General features: G+C 70.4%; 24 protein-coding genes and 1 pseudogene. 6 read left to right on the top strand and 19 right to left on the bottom strand.

From position 1 onward, the window contains the following. Positions 1–73 precede the first annotated feature (73 nt). The gene (locus STRTU_RS12275; RefSeq protein ID WP_159743580.1) at positions 74–1,033 is read left to right on the top strand and encodes a hydrogen peroxide-inducible genes activator; all 960 of its coding nucleotides are present in this window, start codon (positions 74–76) and stop codon (positions 1,031–1,033) included. A 3-nt stretch (positions 1,034–1,036) separates the two neighbouring features. Here the strand turns inward: STRTU_RS12275 and STRTU_RS12270 are convergent, their stop codons facing one another. From STRTU_RS12270 to STRTU_RS12235, 8 genes are all read right to left on the bottom strand, one after another. Then, positions 1,037–1,627, bottom strand: coding sequence for a dihydrofolate reductase family protein (locus tag STRTU_RS12270; RefSeq protein ID WP_159743579.1), 591 nt, complete (start codon positions 1,625–1,627; stop codon positions 1,037–1,039). Positions 1,628–1,684: 57 nt separating this feature from the next. Then, positions 1,685–4,117 carry an FtsX-like permease family protein gene (locus STRTU_RS12265; RefSeq protein ID WP_159743578.1) on the bottom strand — a complete coding sequence of 811 codons (2,433 nt, stop codon included), beginning with the start codon at positions 4,115–4,117 and terminating at the stop codon, positions 1,685–1,687. Then, a complete protein-coding gene (locus STRTU_RS12260) occupies positions 4,114–4,803 on the bottom strand; it encodes an ABC transporter ATP-binding protein (RefSeq protein WP_159743577.1) in 690 nt (229 codons plus the stop codon). Before STRTU_RS12260 ends, STRTU_RS12265 begins: the two co-directional genes overlap by 4 nt. Further along, positions 4,800–5,324, bottom strand: a complete 525-nt coding sequence (locus tag STRTU_RS12255; RefSeq protein ID WP_159743576.1) for a PadR family transcriptional regulator — start codon at positions 5,322–5,324, stop codon at positions 4,800–4,802. Before STRTU_RS12255 ends, STRTU_RS12260 begins: the two co-directional genes overlap by 4 nt. A gap of 94 nt (positions 5,325–5,418) precedes the next feature. Next, positions 5,419–7,755: an FtsX-like permease family protein gene (locus tag STRTU_RS12250; RefSeq protein ID WP_269777352.1), complete on the bottom strand. Its 2,337-nt coding sequence runs from the start codon at positions 7,753–7,755 to the stop codon at positions 5,419–5,421. 17 nt (positions 7,756–7,772) lie between these two features. Further along, positions 7,773–8,459 carry an ABC transporter ATP-binding protein gene (locus tag STRTU_RS12245; RefSeq protein ID WP_159743574.1) on the bottom strand — a complete coding sequence of 229 codons (687 nt, stop codon included), beginning with the start codon at positions 8,457–8,459 and terminating at the stop codon, positions 7,773–7,775. 192 nt (positions 8,460–8,651) lie between these two features. After that, positions 8,652–8,954 carry a type II toxin-antitoxin system antitoxin gene (locus STRTU_RS12240; protein ID WP_159743573.1) on the bottom strand — a complete coding sequence of 101 codons (303 nt, stop codon included), beginning with the start codon at positions 8,952–8,954 and terminating at the stop codon, positions 8,652–8,654. After that, positions 8,951–9,922, bottom strand: a complete 972-nt coding sequence (locus STRTU_RS12235) for an SPFH domain-containing protein (RefSeq protein WP_159743572.1) — start codon at positions 9,920–9,922, stop codon at positions 8,951–8,953. Before STRTU_RS12235 ends, STRTU_RS12240 begins: the two co-directional genes overlap by 4 nt. Before the next feature lie 319 nt (positions 9,923–10,241). On the opposite strand from STRTU_RS12235, the gene STRTU_RS12230 reads away from it, so the two are divergent. Next, the gene (locus tag STRTU_RS12230; RefSeq protein ID WP_159743571.1) at positions 10,242–12,521 is read left to right on the top strand and encodes a transglycosylase domain-containing protein; all 2,280 of its coding nucleotides are present in this window, start codon (positions 10,242–10,244) and stop codon (positions 12,519–12,521) included. An 82-nt stretch (positions 12,522–12,603) separates the two neighbouring features. Here STRTU_RS12230 and STRTU_RS12225 read toward each other — a convergent pair whose 3' ends face one another. The 6 genes from STRTU_RS12225 to STRTU_RS12200 form a co-directional block, all read right to left on the bottom strand. Then, positions 12,604–14,067 carry a catalase gene (locus STRTU_RS12225; RefSeq protein ID WP_159743570.1) on the bottom strand — a complete coding sequence of 488 codons (1,464 nt, stop codon included), beginning with the start codon at positions 14,065–14,067 and terminating at the stop codon, positions 12,604–12,606. A gap of 183 nt (positions 14,068–14,250) precedes the next feature. Further along, positions 14,251–16,686 (bottom strand): SpoIIE family protein phosphatase, encoded by a 2,436-nt coding sequence (locus tag STRTU_RS12220; protein WP_159743569.1) that lies wholly within the window; start codon positions 16,684–16,686, stop codon positions 14,251–14,253. Positions 16,687–16,775: 89 nt separating this feature from the next. After that, complete coding sequence (locus tag STRTU_RS12215; protein ID WP_159743568.1) at positions 16,776–17,459, bottom strand: class I SAM-dependent DNA methyltransferase; 684 nt, start codon at positions 17,457–17,459, stop codon at positions 16,776–16,778. A gap of 211 nt (positions 17,460–17,670) precedes the next feature. Then, positions 17,671–18,402 carry a cytidylyl-2-hydroxypropylphosphonate hydrolase gene (fomD, locus tag STRTU_RS12210; RefSeq protein WP_159743567.1) on the bottom strand — a complete coding sequence of 244 codons (732 nt, stop codon included), beginning with the start codon at positions 18,400–18,402 and terminating at the stop codon, positions 17,671–17,673. Between the two features lie 87 nt (positions 18,403–18,489). Continuing rightward, a complete protein-coding gene (locus STRTU_RS12205) occupies positions 18,490–19,902 on the bottom strand; it encodes a class II fumarate hydratase (protein WP_159743566.1) in 1,413 nt (470 codons plus the stop codon). Between the two features lie 121 nt (positions 19,903–20,023). Next, complete coding sequence (locus STRTU_RS12200; protein WP_159743565.1) at positions 20,024–20,332, bottom strand: hypothetical protein; 309 nt, start codon at positions 20,330–20,332, stop codon at positions 20,024–20,026. Between the two features lie 507 nt (positions 20,333–20,839). On the opposite strand from STRTU_RS12200, the gene STRTU_RS12195 reads away from it, so the two are divergent. After that, positions 20,840–22,141 carry a glycoside hydrolase family 27 protein gene (locus STRTU_RS12195; RefSeq protein ID WP_159743564.1) on the top strand — a complete coding sequence of 434 codons (1,302 nt, stop codon included), beginning with the start codon at positions 20,840–20,842 and terminating at the stop codon, positions 22,139–22,141. Position 22,142: 1 nt separating this feature from the next. On the opposite strand, the gene STRTU_RS12190 is transcribed toward STRTU_RS12195, so the two are convergent. After that, complete coding sequence (locus STRTU_RS12190; RefSeq protein WP_269777351.1) at positions 22,143–22,292, bottom strand: hypothetical protein; 150 nt, start codon at positions 22,290–22,292, stop codon at positions 22,143–22,145. Between the two features lie 135 nt (positions 22,293–22,427). On the opposite strand from STRTU_RS12190, the gene STRTU_RS12185 reads away from it, so the two are divergent. The 3 genes from STRTU_RS12185 to STRTU_RS12175 are packed head-to-tail and all read left to right on the top strand — an operon-like array spanning position 22,428 to position 24,489. Next, the gene (locus tag STRTU_RS12185) at positions 22,428–23,171 is read left to right on the top strand and encodes a hypothetical protein (RefSeq protein ID WP_159743563.1); all 744 of its coding nucleotides are present in this window, start codon (positions 22,428–22,430) and stop codon (positions 23,169–23,171) included. Then, positions 23,168–23,848 carry a DUF4166 domain-containing protein gene (locus STRTU_RS12180; RefSeq protein ID WP_159743562.1) on the top strand — a complete coding sequence of 227 codons (681 nt, stop codon included), beginning with the start codon at positions 23,168–23,170 and terminating at the stop codon, positions 23,846–23,848. Before STRTU_RS12185 ends, STRTU_RS12180 begins: the two co-directional genes overlap by 4 nt. Next, on the top strand, positions 23,845–24,489 hold the full coding sequence (locus STRTU_RS12175; protein ID WP_159743561.1) for a TetR/AcrR family transcriptional regulator: 645 nt from the start codon (positions 23,845–23,847) through the stop codon (positions 24,487–24,489). The genes STRTU_RS12180 and STRTU_RS12175 overlap by 4 nt, the downstream gene beginning before the upstream one ends. Before the next feature lie 46 nt (positions 24,490–24,535). Here the strand turns inward: STRTU_RS12175 and STRTU_RS12170 are convergent, their stop codons facing one another. The 4 genes and pseudogenes from STRTU_RS12170 to STRTU_RS12155 form a co-directional block, all read right to left on the bottom strand. Then, a complete protein-coding gene (locus tag STRTU_RS12170) occupies positions 24,536–24,973 on the bottom strand; it encodes a hypothetical protein (protein ID WP_246240378.1) in 438 nt (145 codons plus the stop codon). A 54-nt stretch (positions 24,974–25,027) separates the two neighbouring features. After that, positions 25,028–25,868 (bottom strand): annotated as a pseudogene (locus STRTU_RS12165) (helix-turn-helix domain-containing protein). Next, positions 25,865–26,359, bottom strand: a complete 495-nt coding sequence (locus tag STRTU_RS12160; protein ID WP_246240375.1) for a DUF6879 family protein — start codon at positions 26,357–26,359, stop codon at positions 25,865–25,867. The pseudogene STRTU_RS12165 and the gene STRTU_RS12160 overlap by 4 nt, the downstream one beginning before the upstream one ends. A 13-nt stretch (positions 26,360–26,372) precedes the next feature. Then, on the bottom strand, positions 26,373–26,570 hold the full coding sequence (locus STRTU_RS12155) for a hypothetical protein (RefSeq protein ID WP_159743559.1): 198 nt from the start codon (positions 26,568–26,570) through the stop codon (positions 26,373–26,375). Positions 26,571–26,668: the final 98 nt, after the last annotated feature.

Here is a 26,668-nt window from a genome sequence, read left to right as displayed (position 1 = left end):
TCACACAGTGGCACAAGAGGCATTGATCAGGGAAATAGCTAGACTGGTTGATGTTGATCGGAGGTGGTTATCAGTGGCTTCACCGGCGAGTCAGGGCGGCCGGCCGCGCCTGCCCAGCCTGTCCCAGCTGCGGGCGTTCGCGGCGGTGGCCGAGCATCTGCATTTCCGGGAGGCGGCGGCCGAGATCGGGATGAGCCAGCCCGCGCTGTCCGGAGCGGTCTCCACACTGGAGGAGACCCTGGGAGTGCAGCTTCTGGAGCGTACGACGCGCAAGGTGCTGCTGTCGCCCGCGGGGGAGCGGGTGGCCGCGCGGGCCCGGGTGGTCCTGGAGGCCGTCGGGGATCTGATGGAGGAGGCGGAGGCGGCCCGCGCGCCGTTCACCGGCGTCCTGCGGCTCGGCGTCATCCCGACCGTCGCCCCGTATCTGCTGCCGGCCGTGCTGCGGCTGGTCCATGAGACCTACCCCGACCTGGACCTCCAGGTGCACGAGGAGCAGACCGCCTCCCTCCTGGACGGCCTGGCCCATGGCCGCCTCGACCTGCTGCTGCTCGCCGTCCCCCTCGGCGTCCCGCAGGTCGCCGAACTCCCGCTCTTCGACGAGGACTTCGTGCTGGTCGCCCCCAAGGACCACTGGCTCGGCGGCCGCGGTGACATCCCGCGCCAGGCCCTCCAGGAACTGGATCTGCTGCTGCTCGACGAGGGCCACTGCATGCGCGACCAGGCGCTGGACATCTGCCGGGAGGCCGGCCGCGACGAGAACACCCCGGTGACGACCAGCGCGGCGGGCCTGTCCACCCTCGTACAGCTGGTCGCCGGCGGACTCGGCGTCACCCTGCTGCCCCGCACCGCGCTCCGCGTCGAGACCGGCCGCAACGACCAGCTCACCACCGGCTACTTCGCCGATCCGGCCCCCTCGCGGACCATCGCCCTGGCCATGCGGACGGGCGCCGCCCGCCAACAGGAGTTCGAGGAGTTCGCGGCGGCGCTGCGGGAGGCGCTGCGGGGGCTGCCGGTGCGGATCGTGCAGGGGTGAGGGTCAGGGGCGCGTGTACGTCAGGAAGGCCGCGCCGCTCTGCAGGACGGTGTGTTCGGTCAGTTCCCAGGTCTGCGGATCGAAGGGGGTGTCCCGGGAGAAGAGCGGGATGCCGCTGCCGAGGGTGAGCGGGCTCAGCTTGACGATCAGCTGGTCGATCTCCGGGTAGAGCGCACCGGCGAGTTCGCTGCCGCCCAGCAGCCAGATGTCCTTGCCGTCCGCGCCCTTCAGCTCGCGTACCTTCGCCACCGGGTCGGTGGCCACCAGCTCCACCGCCGGGTCCGGGCTCTCGGTCAGGGTCCGGGAGAAGACCAGATGCCGCAGGTGGGGGTAGGCGTCGGTGATCCCGGCCCGGAGGCCGATGTCATAGGTGCGGCGGCCCTCCAGGACGGTGTCGAAGCGGGTGGCCTCGTCGGTGATGCCGAGCGCCGACCGCGCGTGGACGGGCAGGACTTCCGGGAGTTCGGCGGCCAGGTGCTTGACGTAGTCGTCGGCGATCGGCCAGAAGCCGTCCGGACCGGTCGGGTCCGCGCCGTCGGGGCCGGCGATGAAGCCGTCGAGACTGGAAGCGATGCAGTAGACGAGTCGGCGCATGGAGGGCCCCCCTTGGGCAGTTGGTGTGCACTGCGGTGCCGGAATGATCTCGCAGATTCACTCCGTACGCAGGCCATCCGGCCGCATCAGGCGCCACAGCGGCGGCAGGCTCAGCGCCGTCACGAACAGGATCACGCCGCCGCCGATGCCGGCCATGCCCGCCACCACCGGGATGTCCACCGTCACCGCGCTGCCGGTCATCGTCAGCAGCAGCGCCCCCAGCGCCAGCCCGCAGACCAGCGCCAGGCCCAGGCCCAGGACGACCGGGAGGGCGGTCTGCCAGAGCACCGCGAGGCCCAGGGTGCTGCGCCGGGTGCCGTACGCATCGAGGGTGGACAGCACCCGGCGGCGCTCCTGGAACCGTTCGACGGTGGAGATGATCAGGCCCGAGCCGATCAGCAGCAGGGTGATCGCGGCGCCCGCGAACAGGCCGTTGCGGACGCTGGAGTACTGCGCGTCATGCGGGTTGTCGACCGAGGAGTGCTCGGCCATCGCCGGGTCGATACGGGCCGCGGTGTTGCGGATGTGCTCCACCGCGTCCGGAGTGCCGCGGTCGAAGTCGACCTGGTACTCCGCGCTGGGGTACCGGAAGCGGCCGATGTCGACCGCGGCGGGGGTGGCCAGCAGGTCGTACAGGATGCTGCCGGGGGCGCGCCCGGAGTGGCGCAGCCGGGCGTCGCCCGACGCCGTGGGGATCTTCCAGGGGTCCGGCCGTACCGGATCGCCCTCGGTGTACGGGGGGTTGAGGTCGAGGGTCGCGCCGGGCGTGAGGGCGGGGCCCCGGACCCGGCCGCGGGCGCCGGTGAGGAAGACCTCGCCGTCCCGGCAGGAGTCCAGCCGGGCCAGGGTGCGCAGCTCGGCGCAGCTGCCGATGGCGATCGTCACGACGCGGTTGACGGGCCGGGGCCGCCCGGGAGCGGTCAGCAGGTTGGCGTTCGTGTCGATCGTGCCGCGGGCCGCCGTCACGCCGGGGGTGGCGCGCAGTGCGGTGAGCGCCCGCTGGGTGTGCGGCCAGTCGTGGGCCGTGCCCCACAGACCGATCCGCGGCTGCCTGCCGGACTCGGCGTACGCCTGGGCGAAACCGGACTGCATGCCCGTCAGCAGCATATGGATCGCGATGGCACCGGCCACCGCGACGGTGATGCCGCTGACCGCGCGGGTGGCCGAGCTGCTGTTCAACTGGAGGCGGCGGACGGCGAGTTGCCAGGAGACCGGGCCGCCGCGCAGCCGCCCGACCACCGCGTCGACCAGCCAGGGCAGCAGCGCGGTGACGCCGAGCAGCAGCAGCATCGCACCGGCCGCGAGCCGGACGGTGTTGACCGGGGTGTCCCGCCAGGGGGACGCCCAGGCCAGCGGCACCAGCAGCAGGGTGCCCACGGCGGGCAGCGCCACCCGCCACCACAGCCGGCGGCGGACCGGCGGGCGGCGGCGCATGATGCCCAGCGGCTCGATGGTGACACCGCGCTGCGCGAACAGCGTCACCGCTACCGCCGCCGTCGGCACCAGCAGCGCGATCAGCGCCACGGCGGGCGGCGCCGGGGTCACGTCCGAGGGGAAGACATTGATGTCCCACAGCGTGATCACCGAAGCGCACTGCCGGCCGGCCAGGAACAGCGCCCCGCCCGCCACCACCCCCAGCAGCGAGCCGAACAGCGCCTCCCCGGAGGCGATCCGGCGGGTCGTCCGGACATCGGCGCCGACCAGCCGGAGCGCGGCCAGCCGGCGCTCCCGGCGCTCGTTGCCGAACCGTACGGAGGTGCCGATGAAGACCAGCACCGGCGTCATCAGCGCCACACACGTCATGATCACCAGGACCACGGCGGGCGCCCGCATCGGCTGCGGGTCCCACTCCTTGCCGAAGTGGTCGATGCGATAGCTGTCGGGCGCGGCGAGGGGGGTGGCGCTCCCGGCGAGATAGGTGAGCTCCTGCGGGCCGCGCAGCCCCTCGTCGCCGATGATGCCGGCCACCCGGTACGGCAGCCGCTCGCGCAGCAGCGCGCCCCCGGGGGAGTCCAGCAGTTCCTTGAGCGCCGGGGAGACCACCATCCGGCCGGGGCCGGGGAGTTGCCGGATGCCGGGCGGCACCGGCGGATGGGCGCCGTCCGGGCGCACCAGGCGGCCACGGACCGGCGCACCGTGGAAGACGGTGTCGGTCGAGGTGTAGCGGAGGGTGTCGTCGGCGGGCGGCGGTTCGTGCGCCTGGCCCAGGTTCTCGCGGGCCTTCTCCCGGCCGTGCCAGGCGTCCATCAGGCCCGGCACGGACGCGCCGAGCAGCAGCACGGCCACGCCCAGCGCGACACCGGCGGCGGTCAGCGCCGTACGGATCCAGCCCTCGCGGCCGCCGCCGGCCGCGAACCGCATCCCCATCGTCAGGTCACGGGCCCAGGCGCCGGGGCCGGAGCGCGGGGCGGACGCGGGCGGGGGTGTGGCGGGCGCGCCGTGGTCGCCGTGCCCGCCGCCGTCTTGGGCGGGCGGGCGCAGCGGGCTCATATCAAGCCCGCCAGCATGTCCTTGATTCTGCCGTCGCGGACGACGATCTCCCGGTCGGAGTAGGCGGCGACCCGGGCCTCGTGAGTGACCAGGACCACCGCGGCGTGGGTCTCCCGGGCGGCGTCGGTCAGCAGGGTCAGCACGCGTTCGCCGTTGAGGGAGTCCAGAGCGCCGGTGGGCTCGTCCGCGAAGACGACCCGCGGGCGGGTGGCGAGGGCGCGGGCGACCGCGATCCGCTGGCCCTGGCCGCCGGATATCTCGCCGGGCCGCTTGCCCCGGACGTCGTCGACCTCCAGGCGCTCCAGCCACTCGCGGGCCTGCCGCTCGGCCTCCTTGCGCTTGGTGCCGTTCAGCCGCAGCGGCAGTGCGACATTCTCCAGCGCGGTCAACTCCGGTACCAGCTGGCCGAATTGGAAGACGAAGCCGAAGTCGGTACGGCGCAGGGCGCTGCGCTGTGCGTCGCTGAGGCCGGTCAGCTCGTACGGGCCGTAGCGGACGGTGCCGGCGTCCGGGCTGATGATCCCGGCCAGACAGTGCAGCAGGGTCGATTTGCCGGAGCCGGACGGCCCCATGACGGCGACGACCTCGCCGGGGTGGATGGAGAACTCCGCGCCGTCCAGCGCCGGTGTCTCCCCGTACGCCTTGTGCAGCCCCTCCGCCGCGAGCAGAGATCCCTCCGGTGTCACGGGCGGACCGCTTCCGCCAGCTTGTCCAGCCGTGCGGCGGTCAGCTCCAGCCAGCGCAGATCGGCTTCGAGATGGAACAGGGCGTGGTCGCAGATCAGCTGGTCGGCGAGGTCGCCGCTGCGCTTGCGCTCGGTCAGTCCGCGCATCAGCCGCAGATGCTCGGTGCGTTGGGTGTCCAGCAGCTCGGCGGCGTTGCGGTCGGTCATCAGGGCCAGCACGATCTTGGTGTAGAGCGTCGACTGGAGGTACGGCTCGGGCTTTTCCGGGCGGGCCAGCCACTGGGCGACGTCGGTGACACCGGCGTCGGTGATCGCGTACCGCTTGCGCTCCGGGCCGGCGCCGGCCTCCACGGCGTCCACCTCGACCAGCCCGTTCTTCAGCAGCCGGGACATCGTGGAGTAGACCTGCCCGTAGTGCAATGGGCGGTCCTGGCCGAAGTTTTCGTCGAAGGCCCGCTTGAGGTCGTAGCCATGGCGGGGGCCGGACTCCAGGAGGCCCAGCAGCGTATGACCGATTGACATGCGGACCACCTTACTCGGGGGTGTTTCACCGGTGTATACACGCGCTGTATAGAGGTGGTCCCGGGGCCCTTCTCTGCGGGCCCCGGGACACCGGTCACTCCGTCCGCAGCCCGTCGGGGCGCATCATCCGCCACAGCGGCGGCAGGCTGAAGAGGGTGACCAGCAGGACGAGTGCGGCGCCGGCCGCGGGCAGCGGCCAGACCACCGACCAGTCGAAGGTCGACTTGCCCGCCATCCTGACGAGCACCACGCCCAGCCCGGCACCGCCCGCCAGCGCCAGCGCGAGCCCCAGGGCGACGGGGACCGCGGTCTGCCACAGCACCGACCAGCCGAGCGTCGCCCGCCGGGTGCCGAAGGCCACCAGCACCGACAGCAGCTGGCGCCGCTCGCGCAGTTGTTCCAGCGTCGTCACCAGCATGCTGGCGGCGATCAGCGCCAGCGTCGCGGCGGCGGCGACCAGCAGCCCGGTGCGCACACTGGAGTACTGCTTGTCGCGCTCCAAATTCTGCAGCGTGCCGACGCTCATCAGCGGGTCGATCCGGGCGGCGGTGTTGCGTACGTACTCGGCGGCGTCGCCGACCCGCGGATCGGTCTTCACCATCGCGCGGGCCGTCGGGTCGTCCAGCGCGGTGGTGTCCAGTGCGGTGGTGTCCAGGGCGCCCGGGGTCGCGAAGACGCCCGAGGCCGTCTCGCCCGAGGGGTCCTTGCGGGAGTCGATGATGCGGGCGGACTTCGGAATGGTCCACAGTCGCCTGCCGCGGTCGTGTTCGCCGGTGTGCACGTCCGCGTCGTTCAGCTGCACCCGGGCGCCGGGCCGCGCGGTCTTGAAGATCCAGTCGCTGTCGACCAGGCCGCTGCCGTCCTTGACGACGAAGACATCGCCGTCCTTGCAGGAGCCGGTGTGCGCCAGCTCGCCCAGGGTGGGGCAGTCGCCGACGGTGAGCGAAGTGATCGGGGCGAAGTCCTCGCCCTTGCGCAACGGGCCGGGCCGCCAGACGTATGCCTCGATGGTCGCGATGACGCCGCGTACGCCCTCGGTGCGGCGGAGCTGGTCGATCATCTTCCGGGCCGTGGCGACGTCGTGGGACGGCAGCGTCACACTCAGCTGAGCCCGGTGGGGATCCTGCCCGGTGACCTTCATGAAGTCCTGCTGGTTCGCGGAGACGAACAGCTGGAGGGCGATGGCCCCGGCGACCGCGACGGTGATGCCGCCGACCGCGCGGGCCGCGGCTCCGCTGCCCAGCTGGAGCCTGCGGGTGGCCAGTTGCCAGGGCACCGGGCCGCCGGTGAAGCGCCCCACCGCCGCCTCGACGACCCACGGCAGAAGCAGCGCGATGCCGAACAGCATCAGCACCGCGCCGCCCGCGATCAGATACGGGTTGATCCCTCCGCCGTCGCCGTCGCCGACCGGCCCGTTGGCCAGCAGCAGGGCGATGCCCACGAGCGGCACCGGCAGCCGCCACCGCAGCCGGCGCCGCGGTCCGGCGCTGTTGCGCACCACACCCAGCGGTTCGATGGCCACCCCGCGCAGTGCGAAGAGGGTGACGCCGACGGCGCAGAGCGGGACGGCGAGGGCGACCAGCGCCGCCAGGGCCGGGGTCGGCGTGATGTCGCCGGGGAAGGCGTTGACGTTCCACAAGGTGAGCGAGCCGACCGCCGGCCGTACGGCCAGGAACATCGCGGTGCCCAGCAGCAGCCCGCAGACCGCGCCGAACAGCGCCTCCCCGGCGGCCGTCCAGCGCACCGTCCGGGTGTCGGCTCCGATCAGCCGCAGCGCCGCCAGCCGTCGGTCGCGCCGCTCGCCGCCGAAGCGGACCGCGGTGGCGATGAAGATGGCCACCGGCATCAGCAGCACCACACAGGCCACGATGATCAGCACCAGCAGCACCGGATTCATCGTCGGGGACTCGCTCCGGCTGCCGAATCCGTCGATACGGTGGGCGCCGCGCTCGGTGGTGAGGGCGTCGCTGACCGCGTAATACGCCAGCTCGCCCGGCCCGACCAGGCCCGGCTCGGCGATGGTGCCGACGGTGGTGAAGTGCAGCCGCTCGCGCAGCAGCTTGCCCTCCGGCGAGGAGAGCAGTTCCGCGAGCGCGGGGGAGACCACCATCTCGCCGTTGCGCGGCAGTTCGCGTACGCCGGGCGGGGCGGGGGCGCGGGGACCGTCGGGGCGCAGCAGCGCGCCCGTGATCCGCCGGCCGCGGAAGGAGGTTTCGGCGCCGCCGTACAGCAGGGTCGAGTCGGAGCGCTTGACCGGCTGCTTGTTGGAGACGGCCGTCCGGGCCTCGCCGCGCTGTTCCCGGGCGTCGAGGATGTGCGGGACCGAGGCGGCGCCGAGCAGCAGCATCACCCCCAGGCCCACCCCGATGGCCGTCAGGACCGTACGGACCCAGCCCTCGCGGCCGCCGCCGGCCGCGAAGCGTACGCCCATGGCAAGGCTGCGGGCCCTCATACCGCACCCGCCGTCTCCCGGGCCACGCCGTCGCGGACGACGATCTCCCGGTCGGCGTAGGCGGCGACCCGGGCCTCGTGGGTGACCAGGACGACGGCGGCCCCGGTGTCGCGGGCGGCCTCGGTCAGCAGGGTCATCACCCGCTCACCGTTGAGCGAGTCCAGGGCGCCGGTGGGCTCGTCGGCGAAGACCACCCGGGGGGTGCCGGCCAGGGCACGGGCGACGGCGACCCGCTGGCCCTGTCCGCCGGAGACCTCGCCGGGCCGCTTGCCCCGGACGTCGTCGACCTCCAGGCGCTCCAGCCACTCGCGGGCCCGGCGTTCGGCGTCCTTGCGTGGGGTGCCGTTCAGGCGCAGGGGGAGTGCGACGTTCTCCACTGCGGTCAACTCCGGTACGAGTTGGCCGAATTGGAAGACGAAGCCGAAGTCGGTGCGGCGCAGGGCGCTGCGCCGGGCGTCGCTCATGGCGGTCAGTTCACGCTCGCCGTAGCGGATGGTGCCGGAGTCCGGACGGATGACGCCGGCGAGGCAGTGCAGCAGGGTCGACTTGCCGGAGCCGGAGGGGCCCATGACGGCGACGACCTCGCCGGGGTGGAGGGAGAAGTCCGCGCCGGCGAGCGCGGGGGTGGCGCCGTACGCCTTGTGCAGCGCGCGGGCGTCGAGCAGGGAACCGGACGAGGTCATCCGAGGGCCTCCGGGAGTGCGGGCAGGGGGCATCGCCCTGTGTGTCCTGTGGGCATGCCGAGCACTCTACATGAGGTGTATACACGTGATGTATAGGTGTGATGCTCCGTGGCGGGTGCGGCCTTCGCGGAGGGGAGCGGAGGGAAGAGGGGGGAGGGAGGGGGTGCGGCCGCCGGGCGCGCCGACACCGGATCAGCCCTGGGGCGCCTCCGGCTCCTGCGTCTTGGGCGGGTCCGGCTCCTGCGTCTTGGGTGGCCGCCCGCGCCGCGGGATCGCCCCCGCGCCCCGGGGGAGCCGCCCCGCCTCCGACAGTGCCTTGCGCAGCAGGAACTCGATCTGCGCGTTGGCGCTGCGCAGTTCGTCCCCGGCCCAGCGGGCCAGTGCGTCATGGATCAACGGGTCCAGCCGCAGCAGCACCTGCTTGCGCTGCTGCGGCCGTCGCGCGGGGGCCCGCTCGCTCTCGGCGCCGGGCCCCTCCGGGGCGTCGTCACTCACTGGTACAGCGAGCCCGTGTTCAGCACGGGCTGCGCGGCCCGGTCGCCGCACAGCACCACCATCAGATTGCTCACCATGGCCGCCTTGCGCTCCTCATCCAGCTCGACGATGCCCTGCTCGTTGATCCGCGCCAGCGCCTGCTCGACCATGCCGACCGCGCCCTCGACGATCTGCTGGCGGGCCGCGACCACCGCACCGGCCTGCTGGCGCTGGAGCATCGCGGAGGCGATCTCGGGGGCGTAGGCGAGGTGGCTGAAGCGGGACTCGATGATCCGTACGCCGGCGGCCTGGACCCGGGCGGTCAGCTCCAGGGCCAGCTTCTCGGTGATCTCCTCGGCGTTGCCGCGCAGTGAGAGGGCGTCCTCATCGTGTGCGTCATAGGGGTACTCGATCGCGATGTGCCGGACGGCCGCCTCGGTCTGGGTGGCGACGAACTCCAGGAAGTCGTCGACCTCGAAGAGCGCCTGGGCGGTGTCCTCGACCTGCCAGACCACGATCGCGGCCAGCTCGATGGGGTTGCCGTAGGCGTCGTTGACCTTCAGGACCGCGGTCTCGTGGTTGCGCACCCGGGTGGAGATCTCCCGTGCGCTGGTGAGCGGGTTGACCCAGCGCAGTCCGTCGGTGCGGATGGTGCCGACATAGCGCCCGAAGAGCTGGATGACACGGGCCTCGCCGGGCTCGACCATCTTCACGCCGGTCATGCAGAACAACGAGGTGAGCACGAGCACGACGCCGCCGATGGCCATCGGGATGGCGGCCGCGTCATTGCCGCCGGAGCCGAGTATGCCGCCGACGGCCGCCAGGCAGATGCCCAGCGCGACACCGAGCACGGTCAGCAGCAGTCCCAGCCCGCCGCCGATGCTGTGTGCCGGGACCTCCCGGACCTGTGGTCGGGGCATTTCGGGGGCGTCGACGGTGAGGTCGTCGCCGGGGCCGCCGGTGCGGTCGGCCGGTGTCTGCTCGGACATAGGGGTCCCCCGTTTCTCCAGGCGCGGTGGGTGATGTCCACCGCATTTGGCGATGTCACTGGTCTAGCAAAGTGATAACACTTTAACCGCCGTCGAGCGTCGGCGTCCAGTGCTCTGCGGCAGGTCTGCGGCAGGTCTGCGCGACAAGGCCCCAGGTGAGGGGGCGGCGACGGGCAATACCGACCCGATGGTTCCGTCGTGAGAGGTGCTGTTTGTCACGTCAGGAAAAGCCTTGATCGATGAGTATTTGTTTATAGATGCGGTGTTAGCTTCAACAGCTGAGTTAGCTGGGGGCGGAACGACTGGAGTTGCTGAAGCGATGGGCCGAGCGGAAGCGAGACGGGCGCGGCAGGGGAGCGCCCGCCGGACCGAGCCGAAAGACAAGAAGTCCGGCATACGCCGCTTCTTCACTTGGAAGAAGCTCCTCGGAGCCTTCCTCGGGGTGTGCCTGCTGGGCATCCTCGGTTTCATCGGCCTGTATCTGTACGTGGACATCCCCAAGGGCAACAGCGCCGCCAAGCTGCAGTCCAATGTCTTCAAGTACGCCGACGGCAAGGTCATGGCGCGGGTCGGCGACGTCAACCGGGAGACCGTCCCGCTCGACCGCATACCCAAGGACGTCCAGCGCACCTTCGTCGCCGCGGAGAACAAATCCTTCTACGACGACTCCGGCGTCGACCTGAAGGGCACCCTGCGCGGTGTGCTCAACACCCTGCGGGGCCAGGGCAAGCAGGGTGGCTCGACGATCACCCAGCAGTACGTCAAGAACTACTACCTGAGCCAGGAGCAGACGGTCTCCCGCAAGCTCCAGGAAATCGTCATCTCGCTCAAGGTGGACCAGAAGTTCAAGAAGGACGCCATCCTCGCGGGCTACATCAACACCAGCTACTACGGCCGCGGCGCCTATGGCATCCAGGCCGCGGCCCAGGCGTACTACGGCAAGGACGTCGAGAAGCTCACCGTCTCGGAGGGCGCCTACCTCGCCTCGCTGCTCCAGGCGCCGAGCCAGTACGACATCTCCACCGCGACCCCGGCCGGCAAGAAGCGGGTCAAGGAGCGCTGGGCGTACACCCTCGACAACATGGTCGAGATGAAGTGGCTCTCCGCGGCGGACCGTGCCAAGCAGACCTTCGTCAACCCCAAGCCCCCCAAGCCGCTGCCCGGCCTGAGCGGCCAGACCAGCTACCTGGTCAAGCAGGCCAAGCAGGAGCTCTTCGCCCAGGGCGTCGACGAGACCGAATTCGAGGCCGGCGGCTGGACCGTCACCCTCGGCATCGACAAGAAAAAGCAGCAGGCGCTGGAGAAGTCCGTCAAGCACAAGCTCAGCGACGACCTCGACCCCAAGAAGCGCAAGGTCGACGCGGACGCCCAGCTCGGGGCCACCTCGGTGGACCCCAAGTCCGGCCATATCGTGGCGATGTACGGCGGCGACGGCCCTCCCAAGCACTACACGAACAACGCCACGCGCTCCGACTACCAGCCCGCCTCCACCTTCAAGCCGCTGATCCTGGCGTCGGCCATGGAGAACAACGAGGTCACCCAGGACGGCAACCCGATCACCCCGAACACGATCTACGACGGCCGTAACCGCCGCCCGGTCGTCGGCGGGGACATCGGCTTCGCACCGCCCAACGAGGACGAGCACACGTACGGGAAGATCAGCGTCCAGACGGCGATGAACAACTCCGTCAACGCGGTCTTCGCGCAGATGGGCGCGGATGTCGGCCTGGAGGAGATCAAGAAGACCGCGGTCAGCCTGGGCATGGACGGCTCCAAGATCGACACCAAGCCCGCGATGACCCTGGGCACCATGGGCGCCAGCCCGCTCCAGATGGCCGGGGTCTACGCCACGCTCGACAACCACGGCAAGAAGGTCACCCCGACCCTGGTCAAGAAGGCGGTGCACCCGGTCAACGGCGTGGAGACCGAGGTCCCGCTCAAGGACCCGATCGGCGACCAGGTCCTCAGCCGCCGCACCGCCGACACCCTCACCTCGGTCCTGACCGGTGTGGTCAGCGACGGCACCGCCTCGGAGGCCGTGCGGAACACGGCGTACGAGGCGGCCGGCAAGACCGGTACCTCCGACGACAACAAGTCGGCGTGGTTCGTCGGCTACACGCCGAAGCTGGTCACCGCGGTCGGCATGTTCGGTGAGTCCCCCAAGGGCGGCGCCCAGGTCAGCCTCAAGGGCACCGGTGGCGGCGGCCGGGTCAACGGCGGCGGCTACCCGGCCCGGGTGTGGGCCGACTACACGGAGTCGGCGCTGGGCGGCGACGCCGGAGCGGAATTCGACCTCGACACCGATCTCGGTGCCGCGATCCCGTCGACCCCTCCGCCGACGCCGAGCGACACCCCGTCGACCTCCCCGACGCCGTCCGACAAGCCGAGCCAGACGCCGTCGGGGACCCCGTCGAGCCCGAGCGGGCGTCCGACGGACACCGCGAGCGGCAAGCCGTCCGACCCGGCCACCCCGAGCGACCCGGGCTCCTCGCCGCCCGGCGGGGAAGACGGCGGTGAAAACGGCGGCAACACCGAAAAGCCGCCGGGCGGGGGCGCCGACGTCGGCAACAAGCCCAACAGCTTCACCGACTTCAACTGACGCCGGTCCCGGCACACCGCACCGCGGCCCCCACCTCGCCGGTGGGGGCCGCGGTTGTCTGCGTACGCGGGGAAGCGGGGTATCAGCCGCCGTTCACCTTGTGGGCGATCCGGTCGCCGACGTTCTTGTCGATATTGCGCCAGTACTGGAGCGCGCGGTCCAGCACCGGACGGCTGACGCCGTTGAGGAGATGGCCGGACACATTGCCGACCAGCCGGTCGCGGGCCGCGTCGTCGAGGACCTGGCGGACCATCGTGCCCGGCTGGCCGAAGTCGTCGTCGTCACGGCGCAGCGTGTACGCCTCGCGGACCATCTCGCCGCCGGTCTCCCAGCCCGCGGGCTCCCCGTAGCGCAGGGTGTCCGCCGCCGGGCCGCCGTAGCTGTTCGGGGCGTACGGCCGGGCCGCGCGGGAGGGCTCGTACCGCATCGGGCCGTCCTTCGCGTACGAGTGGACCGGCACATGCGGCCGGTTGGGCGGCAGCTGGGCGTAGTTCGGGCCGATGCGGTACCGGTGGGTGTCCGCGTACGAGAAGAGCCGGCCCAGCAGCATCTTGTCGGGTGAGGGACCGACACCCGGCACCATGTTGGACGGCTCGAACGCCGCCTGCTCGATGTGGATGAAGTAGTCCTCGGGGTTCTTGTTGAGCGTCATCCGCCCGACCTCGATCAGCGGGTAGTCGCCATGCGGCCACACCTTGGTCAGATCGAACGGGTTGAACCGGTAGTCCGGGGCGTCCGCGAACGGCATGACCTGCACATACAGCGTCCACGACGGGGCGTTGCCGCCATCGATGGCCTCGAAGAGATCACGCCGGTGGTAGTCGCCGTCCTCGCCGGCGATCCGGTCCGCGTCCTCCTGGGTGAGGAAGTCGATGCCCTGGTCGGTCTTGAAGTGGTACTTGATCCAGAACCGCTCGCCGCCGGCGTTGACCCACATATACGTGTGCGAGCCGTAGCCGTTCATGTGGCGGTAGCTCTTGGGGATGCCGCGGTCGCCCATCAGCCAGGTCACCTGGTGCGCGGACTCCGGCGAGAGCGTCCAGAAGTCCCACTGCATGTCGTTGTCGCGCATCCCGTTGTCCGGACGGCGCTTCTGCGAGCGGATGAAGTCCTGGAACTTGATCGTGTCCCGGACGAAGAAGACCGGGGTGTTGTTCCCCACCAGGTCGTAGTTGCCGTCCTCGGTGTAGAACTTCAGCGCGAAGCCGCGGGGGTCGCGCCAGGTGTCGGGGGAGCCCTGCTCACCCGCGACGGTCGAGAAGCGGGCCAGCATCTCGGTGGTCTTGCCCGGCTGGAAGAGATCCGCCCTGGTGAACTGGCTGACGTCGTTGGTGACCTGGAAGAAGCCGTACGCACCGGCGCCCTTGGCGTGCACCACCCGCTCGGGTACCCGTTCGCGGTTGAACTGGGCCATCTTCTCGATGAGGTAGTGATCCTGGAGCAGGATGGGGCCGTCGGGACTCACAGTGAGCGAGTGCTCATCGCTCTCCACCGGAACGCCGGCGTTGTTCGTTGTGCGCGGGACGTTGTGCGCGGTGCTGGTCATGGAGGAGCGCCTCCTGTTTCGACGACGGGGAGCGAGGGTCGGTCAGTCCCGTTTTGGGGCAGTCAGTCCCTTACGCTCACCCAAGCAGTCAACTCCTCCGACGGCATGTCGGCAAGAGTTGGACCCCGTCCGGTCTCAGACGGGGTCCAACATATGGGACGGGTGCCGGGCGCCCGGCAGACCTCAGCGGCGCGGCGTCCCCGGCGGCATCGACAGCTCGAACCAGACGACCTTTCCCATGCTCAGACGGGTCGCGCCCCAGCGCCGCGCCATCCGGTTCACCAGATACAGACCCCGCCCGCCCTCGTCCGACGGCCGGGCCTGCCGCAGCCGCGGCAGCTGCGGTACGTCGTCACCGACCTCGCAGCGCAGTACGTCCGTTCGCAGCAACCGCAGCGTGATCGGCCGCTCCGCATACCGCACCGCATTCGTCACCACCTCGCTGACCAGCAGCTCCAGCTGATCGGTCAGCTCCTCCAGCCCCCAGCGCGCCAGCGCCCGCCGGGCCAGCCGCCGGGCCTGACCGGCCGTCTGCGCCTTCGGGTCCAGATACCAGTACGCGACATCGCTGGGCGCGATCCCGTCGAACCGGGCCGCCAGCAGCGCGATGTCGTCATCGCGGTCGCCGGGGCCCAGCATGTCCAGCACCTCGTCGCACATCGGCTCCAGCGGCGGCGGATTGGGACCCGTCAGCCGGGCCGTCTCCGCCAGCCGCTCCCGCAGCTGCTCGATGCCGGTCCACACGTCCCGGATACGCGACTCGACCAGACCGTCCGTATACAGGACCAGCGTGGCGCCCGCCGGGGCGTCCAGCTCCACCGCCTCGAAGTCCACCCCGCCGACACCGATCGGCGCACCCGACGGCACCCGCAGCACCTCGGCGCGCCCGCCGCGGTGCAGCATCACCGGCGGCGGATGCCCCGCGTTGGCGATGGTGATCCGGTGCGCGACCGGGTCGTAGACCGCGTACATGCAGGTCGCCATGCGGTCCGTGCCCAGCCGCTGGGCCTGCTCGTCGAGATGGTGCAGCACCTCCTGCGGCGGCAGATCCAGCCCGGCCAGCGTCTGGGCCGTGGTCCGCAGCTGGCCCATGATCGCGGCCGAGGTCATCGAATGCCCCATGACATCGCCGACGACCAGCGCCACCCGGCTGCCCGGCAGCGGGATCGCGTCGTACCAGTCGCCGCCCACCCGGGCCGTCTCGGCGGCCGGGAGATAGCGGCTGGCCAGCCGGACGCCGGTGGGCTGCGGCAGCGAGTCCGGCAGCATCGTGCGCTGCAGCGCGTCGGCGATGTACGCCTCACGGCCGTAGAGCACCGCCTTGTCCACACCCAGCGCGGTGTGCGTCGCCAGCTGCGCCGCGACCAGCAGATCGTCCGGCTCGAACGCCGGCCGGTCCGGGCGGCGCAGGAACACCGCCGCGCCGATCACCCGGCGGCGGCCGCGCAGCGGCGCCAGGATCACCCGGTGCCCGCCGGGCAGCCGCGGATCCGGCCCCAGCAGCTCCGGCAGCGCCGTCCGCGCCGCCTGCGCCTCCCCGAACAGCGGCCGTACGCCGCGCAGCACCTCGGCCAGCGGACCGCCGGGCTCCACCTCGGCCAGCTCCGCCGCGCTGCCGCCCATCGCCGGGCCCAGATCGGGCTGCGCGGGCAGCACCGGCAGCCGGGCGCCATTGGTGTCCGGCTCCTCCGGAATCCGGTCGGTACGGCGCAGCCGCAGCACCACCGGCCCGGTCGGCCGCTCATCGCCCACCGGCAGCGGATCGCGCAGATAGACCAGGATCGCGTCGGCGAACGTCGGCACCGTCGCCCGGCACAGCCCCAGCACGATCTCGTCGAGGTCGATACCCCGGGCGATCCGCCGGGTGGCCGCCCCGATGAAGCGCAGCCGGTCGCCGCCGGCCTGACGGGCCGCGGCCACCTCACCGCTCTCGCCCGGATGCGCGGACCGGGCCGGCGGAACCGGCGGCGGCCCGGCCGGTGCGGACGGCTGCGCCCCGGTGGCCTCCCGCGGCCGCCCCACGCCCTCACCCCCATGGCGCGGGCGCGGCCCGTGGCGCGGCTCCTCGCCCGGCTCGGGCGCCTCGGCGCGGCCCACCGCGCCCTGCGCCACCCGCCGTCCGGCACGGGCCGTCTCCCGGTCCGCGCCGTCCGGCCGTCCGCTCGCAGCCATGGAAACCTCCCCGTACGAGTCGCCGTACGCCTCCCCATACGGGACCGAGGCGTCGCGTGCGGCGGGATGGCCGCCGCGGTGCGTGGCGGTGTGCTCGGTGGCACGCCCGCCGGAGTGCCCGGCGGCGGCGCGGTCCGCGTCCGCCGACGGGTCCCGCCGCGCCGTGCCGTGGTCCGCGGCCGGCTCGCCGTCGTCATGGCCGGCCGGCGTGCCCGCCGAGGCCGTGACGGTGACACCGGCGAGACCTATGTCGTCACCGCCGCGCACCGCGAAACCGGTGCCGGGCACCGGAATGCAGCCGGCCGGGCCGGGCTGCCGCGGGGCGCTGCGCGGGTCGGGGACCGCGCCGAGCGGCGCCGTCCCGGCCGGTCCCCGGGCAGGGGACAGCGAGGACGCGGCGGTCGGGGCCGACTGCCGCGATTCGTGGGAGGTGGGGTGCTCCGTCACGCGTGGGATTCCATCCGTCCGGGGCTGTGCGCCCGACGCGCCGCGTTGCGAGCGCGCCGCCCGTGCGGCCACGCCCGACGCGCTGCGTCTCAAGCGCGTCGCAGGTGCAGAAAGAGCTGGATCTCGGGTGGTACGTCCGTACTTGACGGGGCGTATGCGTAGGCATCTTCCCCGACGACGTCAAAACCCGCGTCGTGTACGACCCGGCGCAGATCGTCCCGCAGGTAACCCGATACCCGGACCGAGTTGCCCAGGAACGGAATCGTGAAGTCGTCCACATCCGCCTCGACCATCGACAGGGCGAGCAGCCCCTCAGGACGTAGCAGATCATGCAGCATGCCCAGTGCGTAAGGGATTTCGGCACGGGGCAGCATCAGCAGGGAGAAAAAAGCGGCAATACCGTCGAAGGAGCCGGTGCCGCCGAGCCGGCCGCCGCGCAGATCGGCGATGTCCAGCCGGTGGAAGTCGGCGTCCGGGACGTTCTGCCGGGCCAGTCTGACCATCGAGGGGGAGAGATCGATACCGACGACACGGTGCCCGGAGTCCACGAGCTGGCGGGCGCTCGGCAGGCCGGTACCGCATCCGAGGTCCAGGACGCGCGAACCGGCCGGCAGGGTGTCGGCCAGCCAGGCGCCCGAGGCCAGCTGGCCCTCCTTGTGCGGGAAGGCGTTGTCGTACCGGTCACCGATGGCGTTGAACGCCTCGGCCTGGCCGGCCCGGTCCAGTGTTAACCGGTTCAGCCCCTCATATCCGTCGTAGCTCGTCGCGCTCACGACCTCGCCCCTCCTGCGACCGCGGTCAAGTTCATTTTCCAGTTCTGGAGTTGCGCCTGTGCAGTCTTGCGGAGGACGATCCTACGTTTGAAGGCCCGGGGCGCAGCAAGGGGGCTCGGCCCCGCCTCCCGCCCGGCGGGAAACAGCTTTGCCCATAGGCGCAGCTTTCCACGGTTCGCCCCCTTCACTCACGTCGTTTCAGTTCACTCCCTCACGACCGCAAATGCTCCGGTGCGCGGTCCCAGTCCTCCGGGAGCCGGGGAACACCCCAGGCCGGATCGGGTCGCCAGTCCTCCCAGCCGTCGGCGTACGGGCCGCGCCAGGCCGTGATCTGTGCGATCGCGGCCCGGCCCGCCGATCTGACCTCGGCCGCCTGGGCCTCCGTCATCAGCCCGTCCCGCTGCGCCTGGGCGAACTCGTCCTCGTCCCGCCACTCCCAGTGCCGGTCCGGATAGACACAGATGTCGAGAAAGTGGTCCTCGGAGTCAATGCCGCCCGACCAACGGCGGCGCGGCTCCTCCAGATTGACGTACCAGTTCTTGAACTGCCAGCCGCGCTCCCAGAACAGCCACACCGACCACGGGTCACCGGGCCGGGCCAGCTTCAGCACCCCCGTGCCGAACCAGTGGTCACGGGCCGTGCGGCGCGGCTTGGTGTAGCGGGTGGACAGCGGCTCGCGATGCACCGGAGTGCCGTCGGCGAGCACCGGCTTGATGCAGGCGGTGCCGGGCGCCATCCACACCGCCAGCAGCTCATCGGTGTCCTGGACAACGGTCATCGGCCGGCAGATGTGGAACCGCCCGGTATCGGCGTTGTCGCGATAGCGCCAGAGGATGTGGTCCCCCGGCGCCCAGCGCGCCCCGTCCGCCGCCCGCTTCGCCCCGGCCGTCCCGCGACCGTCGGCCGCCCCGCCTTCCGTCGTGTCCACCATGTCCGCTGTCATGCGCAGATCTTAGAGGCGTGGCCCGACGCGCGCCGTGACGTGAGCCGCACCGGGCGTGACGAACGCGGTATCCTGCGCCGCCGCGCGTCAGGGACGCGTCATGCGCAGCACATCCAGCGCCTCGTCCAACTGCTCCTCGGTCAGCAACCCCCGCTCGACATAGCCGCCTTCCAGGACCACCTGACGAATCGTCTTCCGCTCGGCGAGGGACTTCTTGGCGACCTTCGCCGCCTCCTCGTAGCCGAGGTACTTGTTGAGCGGAGTGACGACCGACGGCGACGACTCCGCGTACTCCCGGGCCCGTTCGGCGTTCGCGGTGATCCCGTCGACCGTACGGTCCGCCAGCAGCCGCGACACATTGGCCAGCAGCCGCACCGACTCCAGCACATTCTTCGCGATCACCGGCAGCATCACATTCAGCTCGAAGTTGCCGGCCGCCCCGGCCGCCGCCACCGTCGCGTCATTGCCGGTGACCTGTGCCGCCACCATCAGCACCGCCTCCGGGATCACCGGGTTGACCTTCCCCGGCATGATCGACGAACCCGGCTGGAGGTCCGGCAGCGCGATCTCGGCGAGCCCGGTCCGCGGCCCCGAGGCCATCCACCGCAGATCGTTGGCGATCTTCGTCAGCCCGACCCCGATCGTCCGCAGCTGCCCACTGATCTCGACGATCGCGTCCCGCGCCCCCTGCGCCTCGAAGTGATTGCGCGCCTCGGTCAGCGGCAGTCCCGTCGCCCGCGCCACTTCCGCGATGACCGCGGCCGAGAACCCGGGCGGGGTGTTGATCCCCGTCCCCACCGCCGTGCCGCCCAGCGGGAGTTCCGCCAGCCGCGGCAGCGAGGCCCGCAGCCGCTCGACGCCGTATCGCACCTGGGCGGCATAGCCGCCGAACTCCTGCCCCAGCGTCACCGGCGTGGCATCCATCAGATGGGTCCGCCCCGACTTCACGACCTCGGCGAACTCCTCGGCCTTCCGCTCCAGGCTCTCCGCCAGATGCTCCAGCGCCGGAATCAGATCGTCCAGCACCGCCGAGGTCGCCGCGATATGGATCGACGACGGGAAGACGTCGTTGGACGACTGGCTGGCGTTCACGTGATCGTTCGGATGCACCTCGCGCCCCAGCCGCTCACCCGCCAGCGTCGCGATGACCTCGTTGGTGTTCATGTTCGACGACGTCCCGGACCCCGTCTGGAACACATCGACGGGGAAGTGCTCGTCCCACCGCCCCTCGGCCACCTCGGCCGCGGCCTCCTGCACGGCCGCCGCGATGTCCTTGTCCAGCACCCCCAGCTCGCCGTTGACCAGGGCGGCCGCCCCCTTGATCCGGGCCAGCGCCGCGATGTGCGCCCGCTCCAGCCGCTGCCCGGACACCGGAAAGTTCTCCACCGCCCGCTGCGTCTGCGCCCGCCATTTGGCGTCCGCCGGAACCCGCACCTCCCCCATGGAGTCGTGCTCGGTCCGAAAGCCGCCGGAGTCGCCGATTGCGCTGTTGTCACTCATACCTATGTCAGTGCCCGGGAATCGTGATCTGTTCCCGGATACGGACGTTCGCTCACCTAACGGCGGACGCACGAGAGCCCGGCTCCGAAGAGCCGGGCCCTGGTACGTCATCGCAGCGAGGTCACCGCCTGCACTGCTTCTGCAGCTCCAGCTCCTGCGCCCGCGCGATGGTGAACTCGTCGCTCGCCTTCGCGTTGTACTGGCGGACCTTGTCCATGTCCGGGTGAGCCTTCCCGGCTTCCTTCTTGGCGAGTCCCTCGTACCTGTCGCCCGCCATCTTGTGCTGCCCGATGGACTTGTCGACGGCTATGCACTTGGCGCGGCTCCACGCCGCGGCACTCACCGGAGCGGCACTGGCCGGCGCGACCCCGGCGAAGGCGATACCGGCAACCGCCGCGGATGTGACGGCGACTGCCAGCGAACGGCTCATTTTGCGCATGGTGCGTATCCCCCATGTGGTCATGAAATGAGTGGTGTGACACAGGTCTGGTGTCACTCGAACAGTGTAGTGATCATGACCGTTGCGGGCCTCCGGGGTCCGCCGGTCGCGGAACGGTCCTGACCAGCCGTCACGGGCCGTCCTGGCCGGCCGTTACGAACGAACCTGACCAGCCGTCACGGCGATCGCCTGCCGGGGTGCCGGCCGAGGGTCCGCATACCGCAACAGTTGCCCCCGAGCGTTCGGAGGCGGCCGCCGCAGGCAGTACAGACGTTGAGTTCCGTTTCCTCTTGTTTGAACTGGCTGGATTAATCCCGGTGAATTGCCGCCGTCATTGACTGTTTATGTTGATTTTGGTGCGCTTGCTCGCGCGCACCGTGTCAGACATCGGATGCGGCGCACCGACTGCTCCACCGGCGCAACCACCCGGACCGAGGTGGGCACGGTCACCCTGCTGGAGGTGACGGCCACTCGGCCGATTCCCTGCTGGAGGCCTCCATGCGTGTGCTCTCCCGTTTACTGTTCACCCTCTCCCTCCTGCCCCCTCTGCTCGGCGCCCCCCTGCTCACCGCGGGCCCCGCGCAGGCCCTGGACAACGACCTGGCCCGCACCCCGCCGATGGGCTGGAACAGCTGGAACACCTTCGGCTGCAACGCGACCGAGCAAATCGTCAAGGACACCGCCGACTTCATGGTGTCCAGCGGCATGCGCGACGCCGGTTACCAGTACCTCACCATCGACGACTGCTGGATGGAACGGTCCCGCGACTCCGAAGGCCGCCTCGTCCCCGATGCGGCCAAGTACCCCCACGGCCTGGGCGAACTCGCCGCGTATGTGCATGGCAAGGGCCTGAAGTTCGGCGTCTACGAGAGCCCGACGTACCACACGTGTCAGGGCTTCCCCGGAAGTCTTGGTCATGAGCAGAAGGACGCCGACACCTTCGCCTCGTGGGGCGTGGACTTCCTCAAGTACGACAACTGCACGGCCAGCGACCCCGACCAGCGGCCCGGCGACGAAAAGCTGCCGCTGGAAGCCCGGGACAGCACCATGCGCGACGCCCTTGAGCGAACCGGCCGTCCGATCGTCTTCAGCCTCTCGCTCCAGCCCGCGGCCCAGGGCGAGTCCCCCTGGGAGTGGGGCAAGAGCGTGGCCAACATGTGGCGCATCGACGGGGACCGGGACGCCTCCTTCGACGGCCTCAGACGCCTCATCCACACCGACTTGGACAAGGCGAAGTGGGCCGGCCCCGGCGGATGGAACGACATCGACATGCTGGGGACCGGCAACTACGCCTATGCGTCGGGTTCCAACGACCCCAGCAAGCGCCTGACGTATGACCAGGAGAAGTCCGAGCTCTCGGTCGCCGCAGTGCTCGCGGCCCCGCTGATCTCCGGTGCCGACCTGCGTACCCCCGCGGCATCCGGCAGTTCCGGCTTCCCCATCAGCGACCAGGACCTGAGCGTCTACCTCAACAAGGACGTCATCGCTGTCAATCAGGACAGCCGTGGCGAACAGGGCACGGCGGTCACCACCGGGAACGGCCTCAACGTGCTGCGTCGCCCGCTGGCCAACGGCGACGTCGCCGTGGCCCTGTTCAACGAAACGTCCTCACAGGCCGTCATCTCCACCACCGCTGCGGCCGTCGGCCTCCCGGCGAACAGCACTGGCTACCACCTCAACGACCTGTGGGCGCACTCCAGCCAGGTCAGCACCGACGGCACCATCAGCGCCACCGTTCCGGCCGGCGGCACCGTGCTCTACCGGGTGAGCCCGCGGCCCCCCGCCACGAACGCCGGCTGAGTCAGGCGTGGTCACAGAAGCCGACGGGCGCCGGGGCATCAGCCCCGGCGCCCGTTGCGTGCCGCCGCGCCCGCCCGGTCAGGGTGCGTACGGACAGCAGGCCGCCGTCGTGCAGCCGCGCGTGGCCCTGGGCCGCTTCCCGGACCCGCACCCCGCGTCCCGGACCCGCGCCCCGATTCCCCGCCGGAGCACCCTCCGTCCCCTTCAACGGCCTTGAGCGACTGCTCAAAAAGACCTACGCTGCGTTTTGAGCAGTCGCTCAAACGTCTGGGACGGGGGAAGCCGTATGGGGCTTTACGTGGAGGCGCGCATCCGCGCCGGGCTCGACGAGGTATGGGACCGCAGTCAGTTGCCCGACCGGCATCAGCGCTGGGACCTGCGCTTCACCGAGATCGACTATCTGCCGTGCGCGCCGGGTGAGCCGCAGCACTTCCGCTACGCCACCCGCGTCCTGCCGCTGCTCACGGTCGACGGCACCGGCGTCTCGGCCGGTGAGCGCAACCGGCCCGACGGCACCCGGACTTCCGCCCTCCGCTTCTCCTCCGCGCACCCGCTGTCCCTCATCGAGGAGGGCCGCGGGTACTGGCGGTACATCCCGGACGGCGAGGAGCTGCGGTTCCTCACCGGATACGACTACCGGCCGCGCTGGGGACGCTTCGGCCGCCTCGTCGACCGGCTCCTCTTCCGGCCGCTCATGGGCTGGGCCACCGCCTGGTCCTTCGACCGGCTGCGACTGTGGTGCGAGCGCGGGATCACTCCCGAACGGTCGCTGTGCCACGCCCTCGCGGAGCTGGCCGCCCGCATCGCCGCAGTCGTGGCCGCCGTCCTCGCCACCGCAGCCGTGGTCCCCGTCGCCGCGGCCGTGGGCCCCGTCCTCGCCGTGGCAGGCGCCGCGCTGCTGCTGCCGCCGCTGCCCGTCACCCCGGCCGCCCGCCGCTGTCTCCGCCGCCCACCGGAACGGGCCGCCGGGCGACGCAGCGCAAGCACCGCCGCCCCCACCGCCCTCCTAGCCACCTTGGAACACTCATGACCTCGATATTCCGGCGCGTCCTGGGCGCCGACTTCGACCGCCTCCACCCGCAGGTCCGGCGGCGCTTCTCCGTAGGGCTCGACAGCGGTGAGGCGTGCATCGGGCGGGGCACGATGGACCGGATCTGGCACGGCCGCAGCTTCGTCCGGCCGTTCCTGGCCCTCGGTGGCAGCCGCAACATCCTCGTCCCGCAAGCCGGCCGGAACGTCCCCTTCGTCATCGAGAACGTCCCGTATACGGACTCCTTCGGCCGCGAAACCGTCACCTTCGTCCGTACCTTCGCCTTCCCGGGCCGCCCCCGCCGCTTCGACGCCACCATGGTCTACAGCCCCGAACGCGGCTGCGTCGTCGACTACCTCGGCACCCACCAGCACCTCGCCACCGACCTGCACTTCACGGTGGACGACAGCGGAGCCCTGGTCATCCGCTCCGGCGAACACCGCTTCCGGGAGGGGCCGGTCGACGTCCGGGTGCCGGACCTGATCGGGGGCGACGCCGTGGTCCGTGAGTCGTACGACGACGCCGCCGGGTGCTTCCGTATCCAGGTGCGGGTCGGCAACCGGCGGTTCGGCCCGCTCTTCGGCTACGAGGGGTCCTTCTCCGCCGAGTTCGTGAACGCCACCGAGCGGGGAGTGCGCGCCGGGCTGCGGCCGGTGCGCGAGGAGGCGCGGGCGTGAGCGCCGACACCCGTACGAAACTCCTCGCCGGTGCGCTGCGCACGCTCACCGAACAGGGCCTCGCCAAGACCTCGGCCCGCACCATCGCCGCCACCGCCGGCGTCAACCAGGCCCTGGTCTTCTACCACTTCGGCAGTGTCGACGAACTCCTCGCCGCCGCCTGCCGCTACGGCGCGGAGCAACGCGTCGCCCACTACCGCGAACGCTTCGCCCGGGTCGGCAGCCTCACCGAATTCCTGGAACTGGGCCGCGAACTACACGCCGAGGAACGAGCCGCCGGCCACGTAGCCGTCCTCGCCCAACTCCTGGCCGGCGCCCAGACCCAGCCCCGCCTGGCCCCCGCGACCGCCGCCGGCCTGGCCCAGTGGATCGACGAGATCGAACAGGTGCTGGCGCGGGTGCTGGCCGGGACACCGATCGCCGCCTTCGTGGACGTCCCCGGCCTGTCCCGTGCCCTCGCGGCGGGTTTCGTCGGCCTGGAACTGTACGAGGGCGTGGACCCGGAGGGGGCGCTGGCGGCCCTCGACGCACTGGAGCAACTGTCCGGGCTGGTCGGTGTACTGGAGGACCTGGGCCCGGTCGCCCAGCGGGCGGTACGGGCCCGGATCCGGCGGAGCACGGCCCGGCGGGCTCAGCCATGAGTCCAGGCCCGGCCGTCCGCCACGCGGGAACGGCGGACGGCCGGGCTCAGGGCGCGATCGCACGCACCAGCAGGGTGCCGATATGGCCGGGCTCCGGTGCGTCGAGAACCTGAGCCCCGGCTTCCGCGAAGCCTGCCCCGCGGAGCAGGCTTTTCCACTTCCGGGGGGTGTAGCTGTAGCGGTAGGTGAACAGAGCCTTGCCCGCGAAACCGCCTTTGTACATTCCCTGATGAAGTTCCGGCCGCTCCATGGCTGTGACCAGATAGGCCACGGCATTGTCGAGGATACGTCCCGCCGTGCCATCGAGCATGAGTGAGTTGTCCCGCTTCAGAAGCGCGATCTCCCGATTCCATAGATCCTCGCCGGAACCGGGACTCTCGAATACGTTGTAGGTGCACTCCTTGACGTACGGACGTACCGCGTTCAGAAGCGCCCGGGGATCGCGGTGTGTCGTGCGGCTCGGGACTTCGAGCATGACGGGCATTCGGTTGTGCCCCTTTCATGAGATGGGCTGAAGTCCCATGGTTCCGCGCCGAGGTCACTCCGCCCAGCCGGTTTCCTGTTCGCGCAAGAAGTCATTTCGGACCCCTTCGAGCATGGTGCGCATGGCGTCACCGGCCAGGGCCATGGAGGCGAACCTCTCGAACTTGTCTACATACAGGGCAACGTCTCTGGGGTCGGTCACGACGATCTCTGCGTGGACGGTCTCGACAGTGACCGTCCTGTCATCCCGGATAACGAACGAGTGATTCGCGATGTCCTGTTGTCGCGCTGACAGGGGAATGATGCGAATGTCCATGTGGGGTAAGTCGGGAAAGAGAGATGAGTCGGTCTATTTGTTCCGCCATCCTGGCGGCCGACACGATGCGCCACCGCAATACAGGCTCAGTGATCAGGAAGTGGAGTTCCTTGGCTGAGTCGAAGAGAGCCTGCTGCCGCTCCATCCGGGCGCTGATGGTCCGGGTGAGAACGTCTTCGCCGAGTTCGTGCCGAGAAAGGATTGCCCGGATATATTCGGGGGTCTGTAGAAGGCCAGGGATCAAGGCCGGCTGAAAGAGCCGCAGCAACGCCATGTGAGCCTCTAGTGCTCTCGTTTGCTGCTGTGCCTTGTGTACGCCCAAGCGTCGGACAAGGCGCCAAGCCGTTGTCTCCGTTGCTTCTGCTCTGACTGCCTCTAGATACTCTGCCTTGACCTCATCGGATACTCCGATGGCGGTCAGGATGCGCTCAGCATCTGCGAGGGACGGAGTGGTCTTCGCCGTTTCAATCTTGCTCAGCTTGCTTGCCGACATCACAGCGCTGCGGGCGACGGCCTTGGCCTCTTTTCCGGATGCCTGCCGAAGCGCCCGCAGCGCGACCCCTAGCTCTCCTCTGTTCACTCCCCGTACTTCGCCCACCATTCGGCGAACGGCACAGCGTGAGCCATGGCTGTATCCCGGTAGTGGCGGAATTCTCCTGCCCGTCCTTCGGGGAGTACGTCGGCGCCGAGGAACGCACCGTCCTCCGTGTAGCTCATGACGCCCGTGGTGACGCTATCGAATTGCCAGTAGTCCGGCACCCCTTGGAGGGGGTTCGGATTCTCTGTAATATCGAGGATGAAGAACTCTTCGCCGCCGGTCCTGTTCTTCTGGTAGCCCCAACCGAGTTCGAACCGTAGATACGGAGTAAGGGGCCGAGACAGGATGTGAACGCGATAGATGCGTTTCCCCTGGCTGGTGTGGGAACGGATTTCCGAAACCCATGCTTCGTTGTAGTCGGACGGTTGCGGCTCCCCGGCAAGAAATGCCTGATAGGCGCCTACATTTCCCGACTTGCTGTAGTCGTCCAGCGTCTCCAGTCGGAATGCCTCGCGCTCGAAGCTGTCGAACATTTCGCCGAGTTTCTTAGGCGCCATGGTGGCTCTTCCGGACGAGGGCAAGCATGAGTTCCGCCGGGATCTCTACCACGGTTTCGTGCGAGGGCATCTGTAACCCGTGGTCGGTAGGGGTCTCGCCCTGCACCAGCAGAGTGCCCCGATCGGTGGCGTAGATGGTCGGGCAATCCTTGAGGTCGCAGGTACTCACAAGCTTGGTGACCTTCACACGGTTCCCTTCTTGGCCTGCTGCGTCGCGTCTTGGTCGATCCTCGCGAGCAAAGCACCAGAGGCGCAAGAGGTTCCGGTTTCCACAACAGGAAAGCG

Source organism: Streptomyces tubercidicus, from assembly GCF_027497495.1.
Classification (GTDB): Bacteria; Actinomycetota; Actinomycetes; order Streptomycetales; family Streptomycetaceae; genus Streptomyces; species Streptomyces tubercidicus.
The sequence above is the reverse complement of the archived record's forward strand: the minus strand, read 5'-3'. Positions and strand labels throughout refer to the sequence as shown.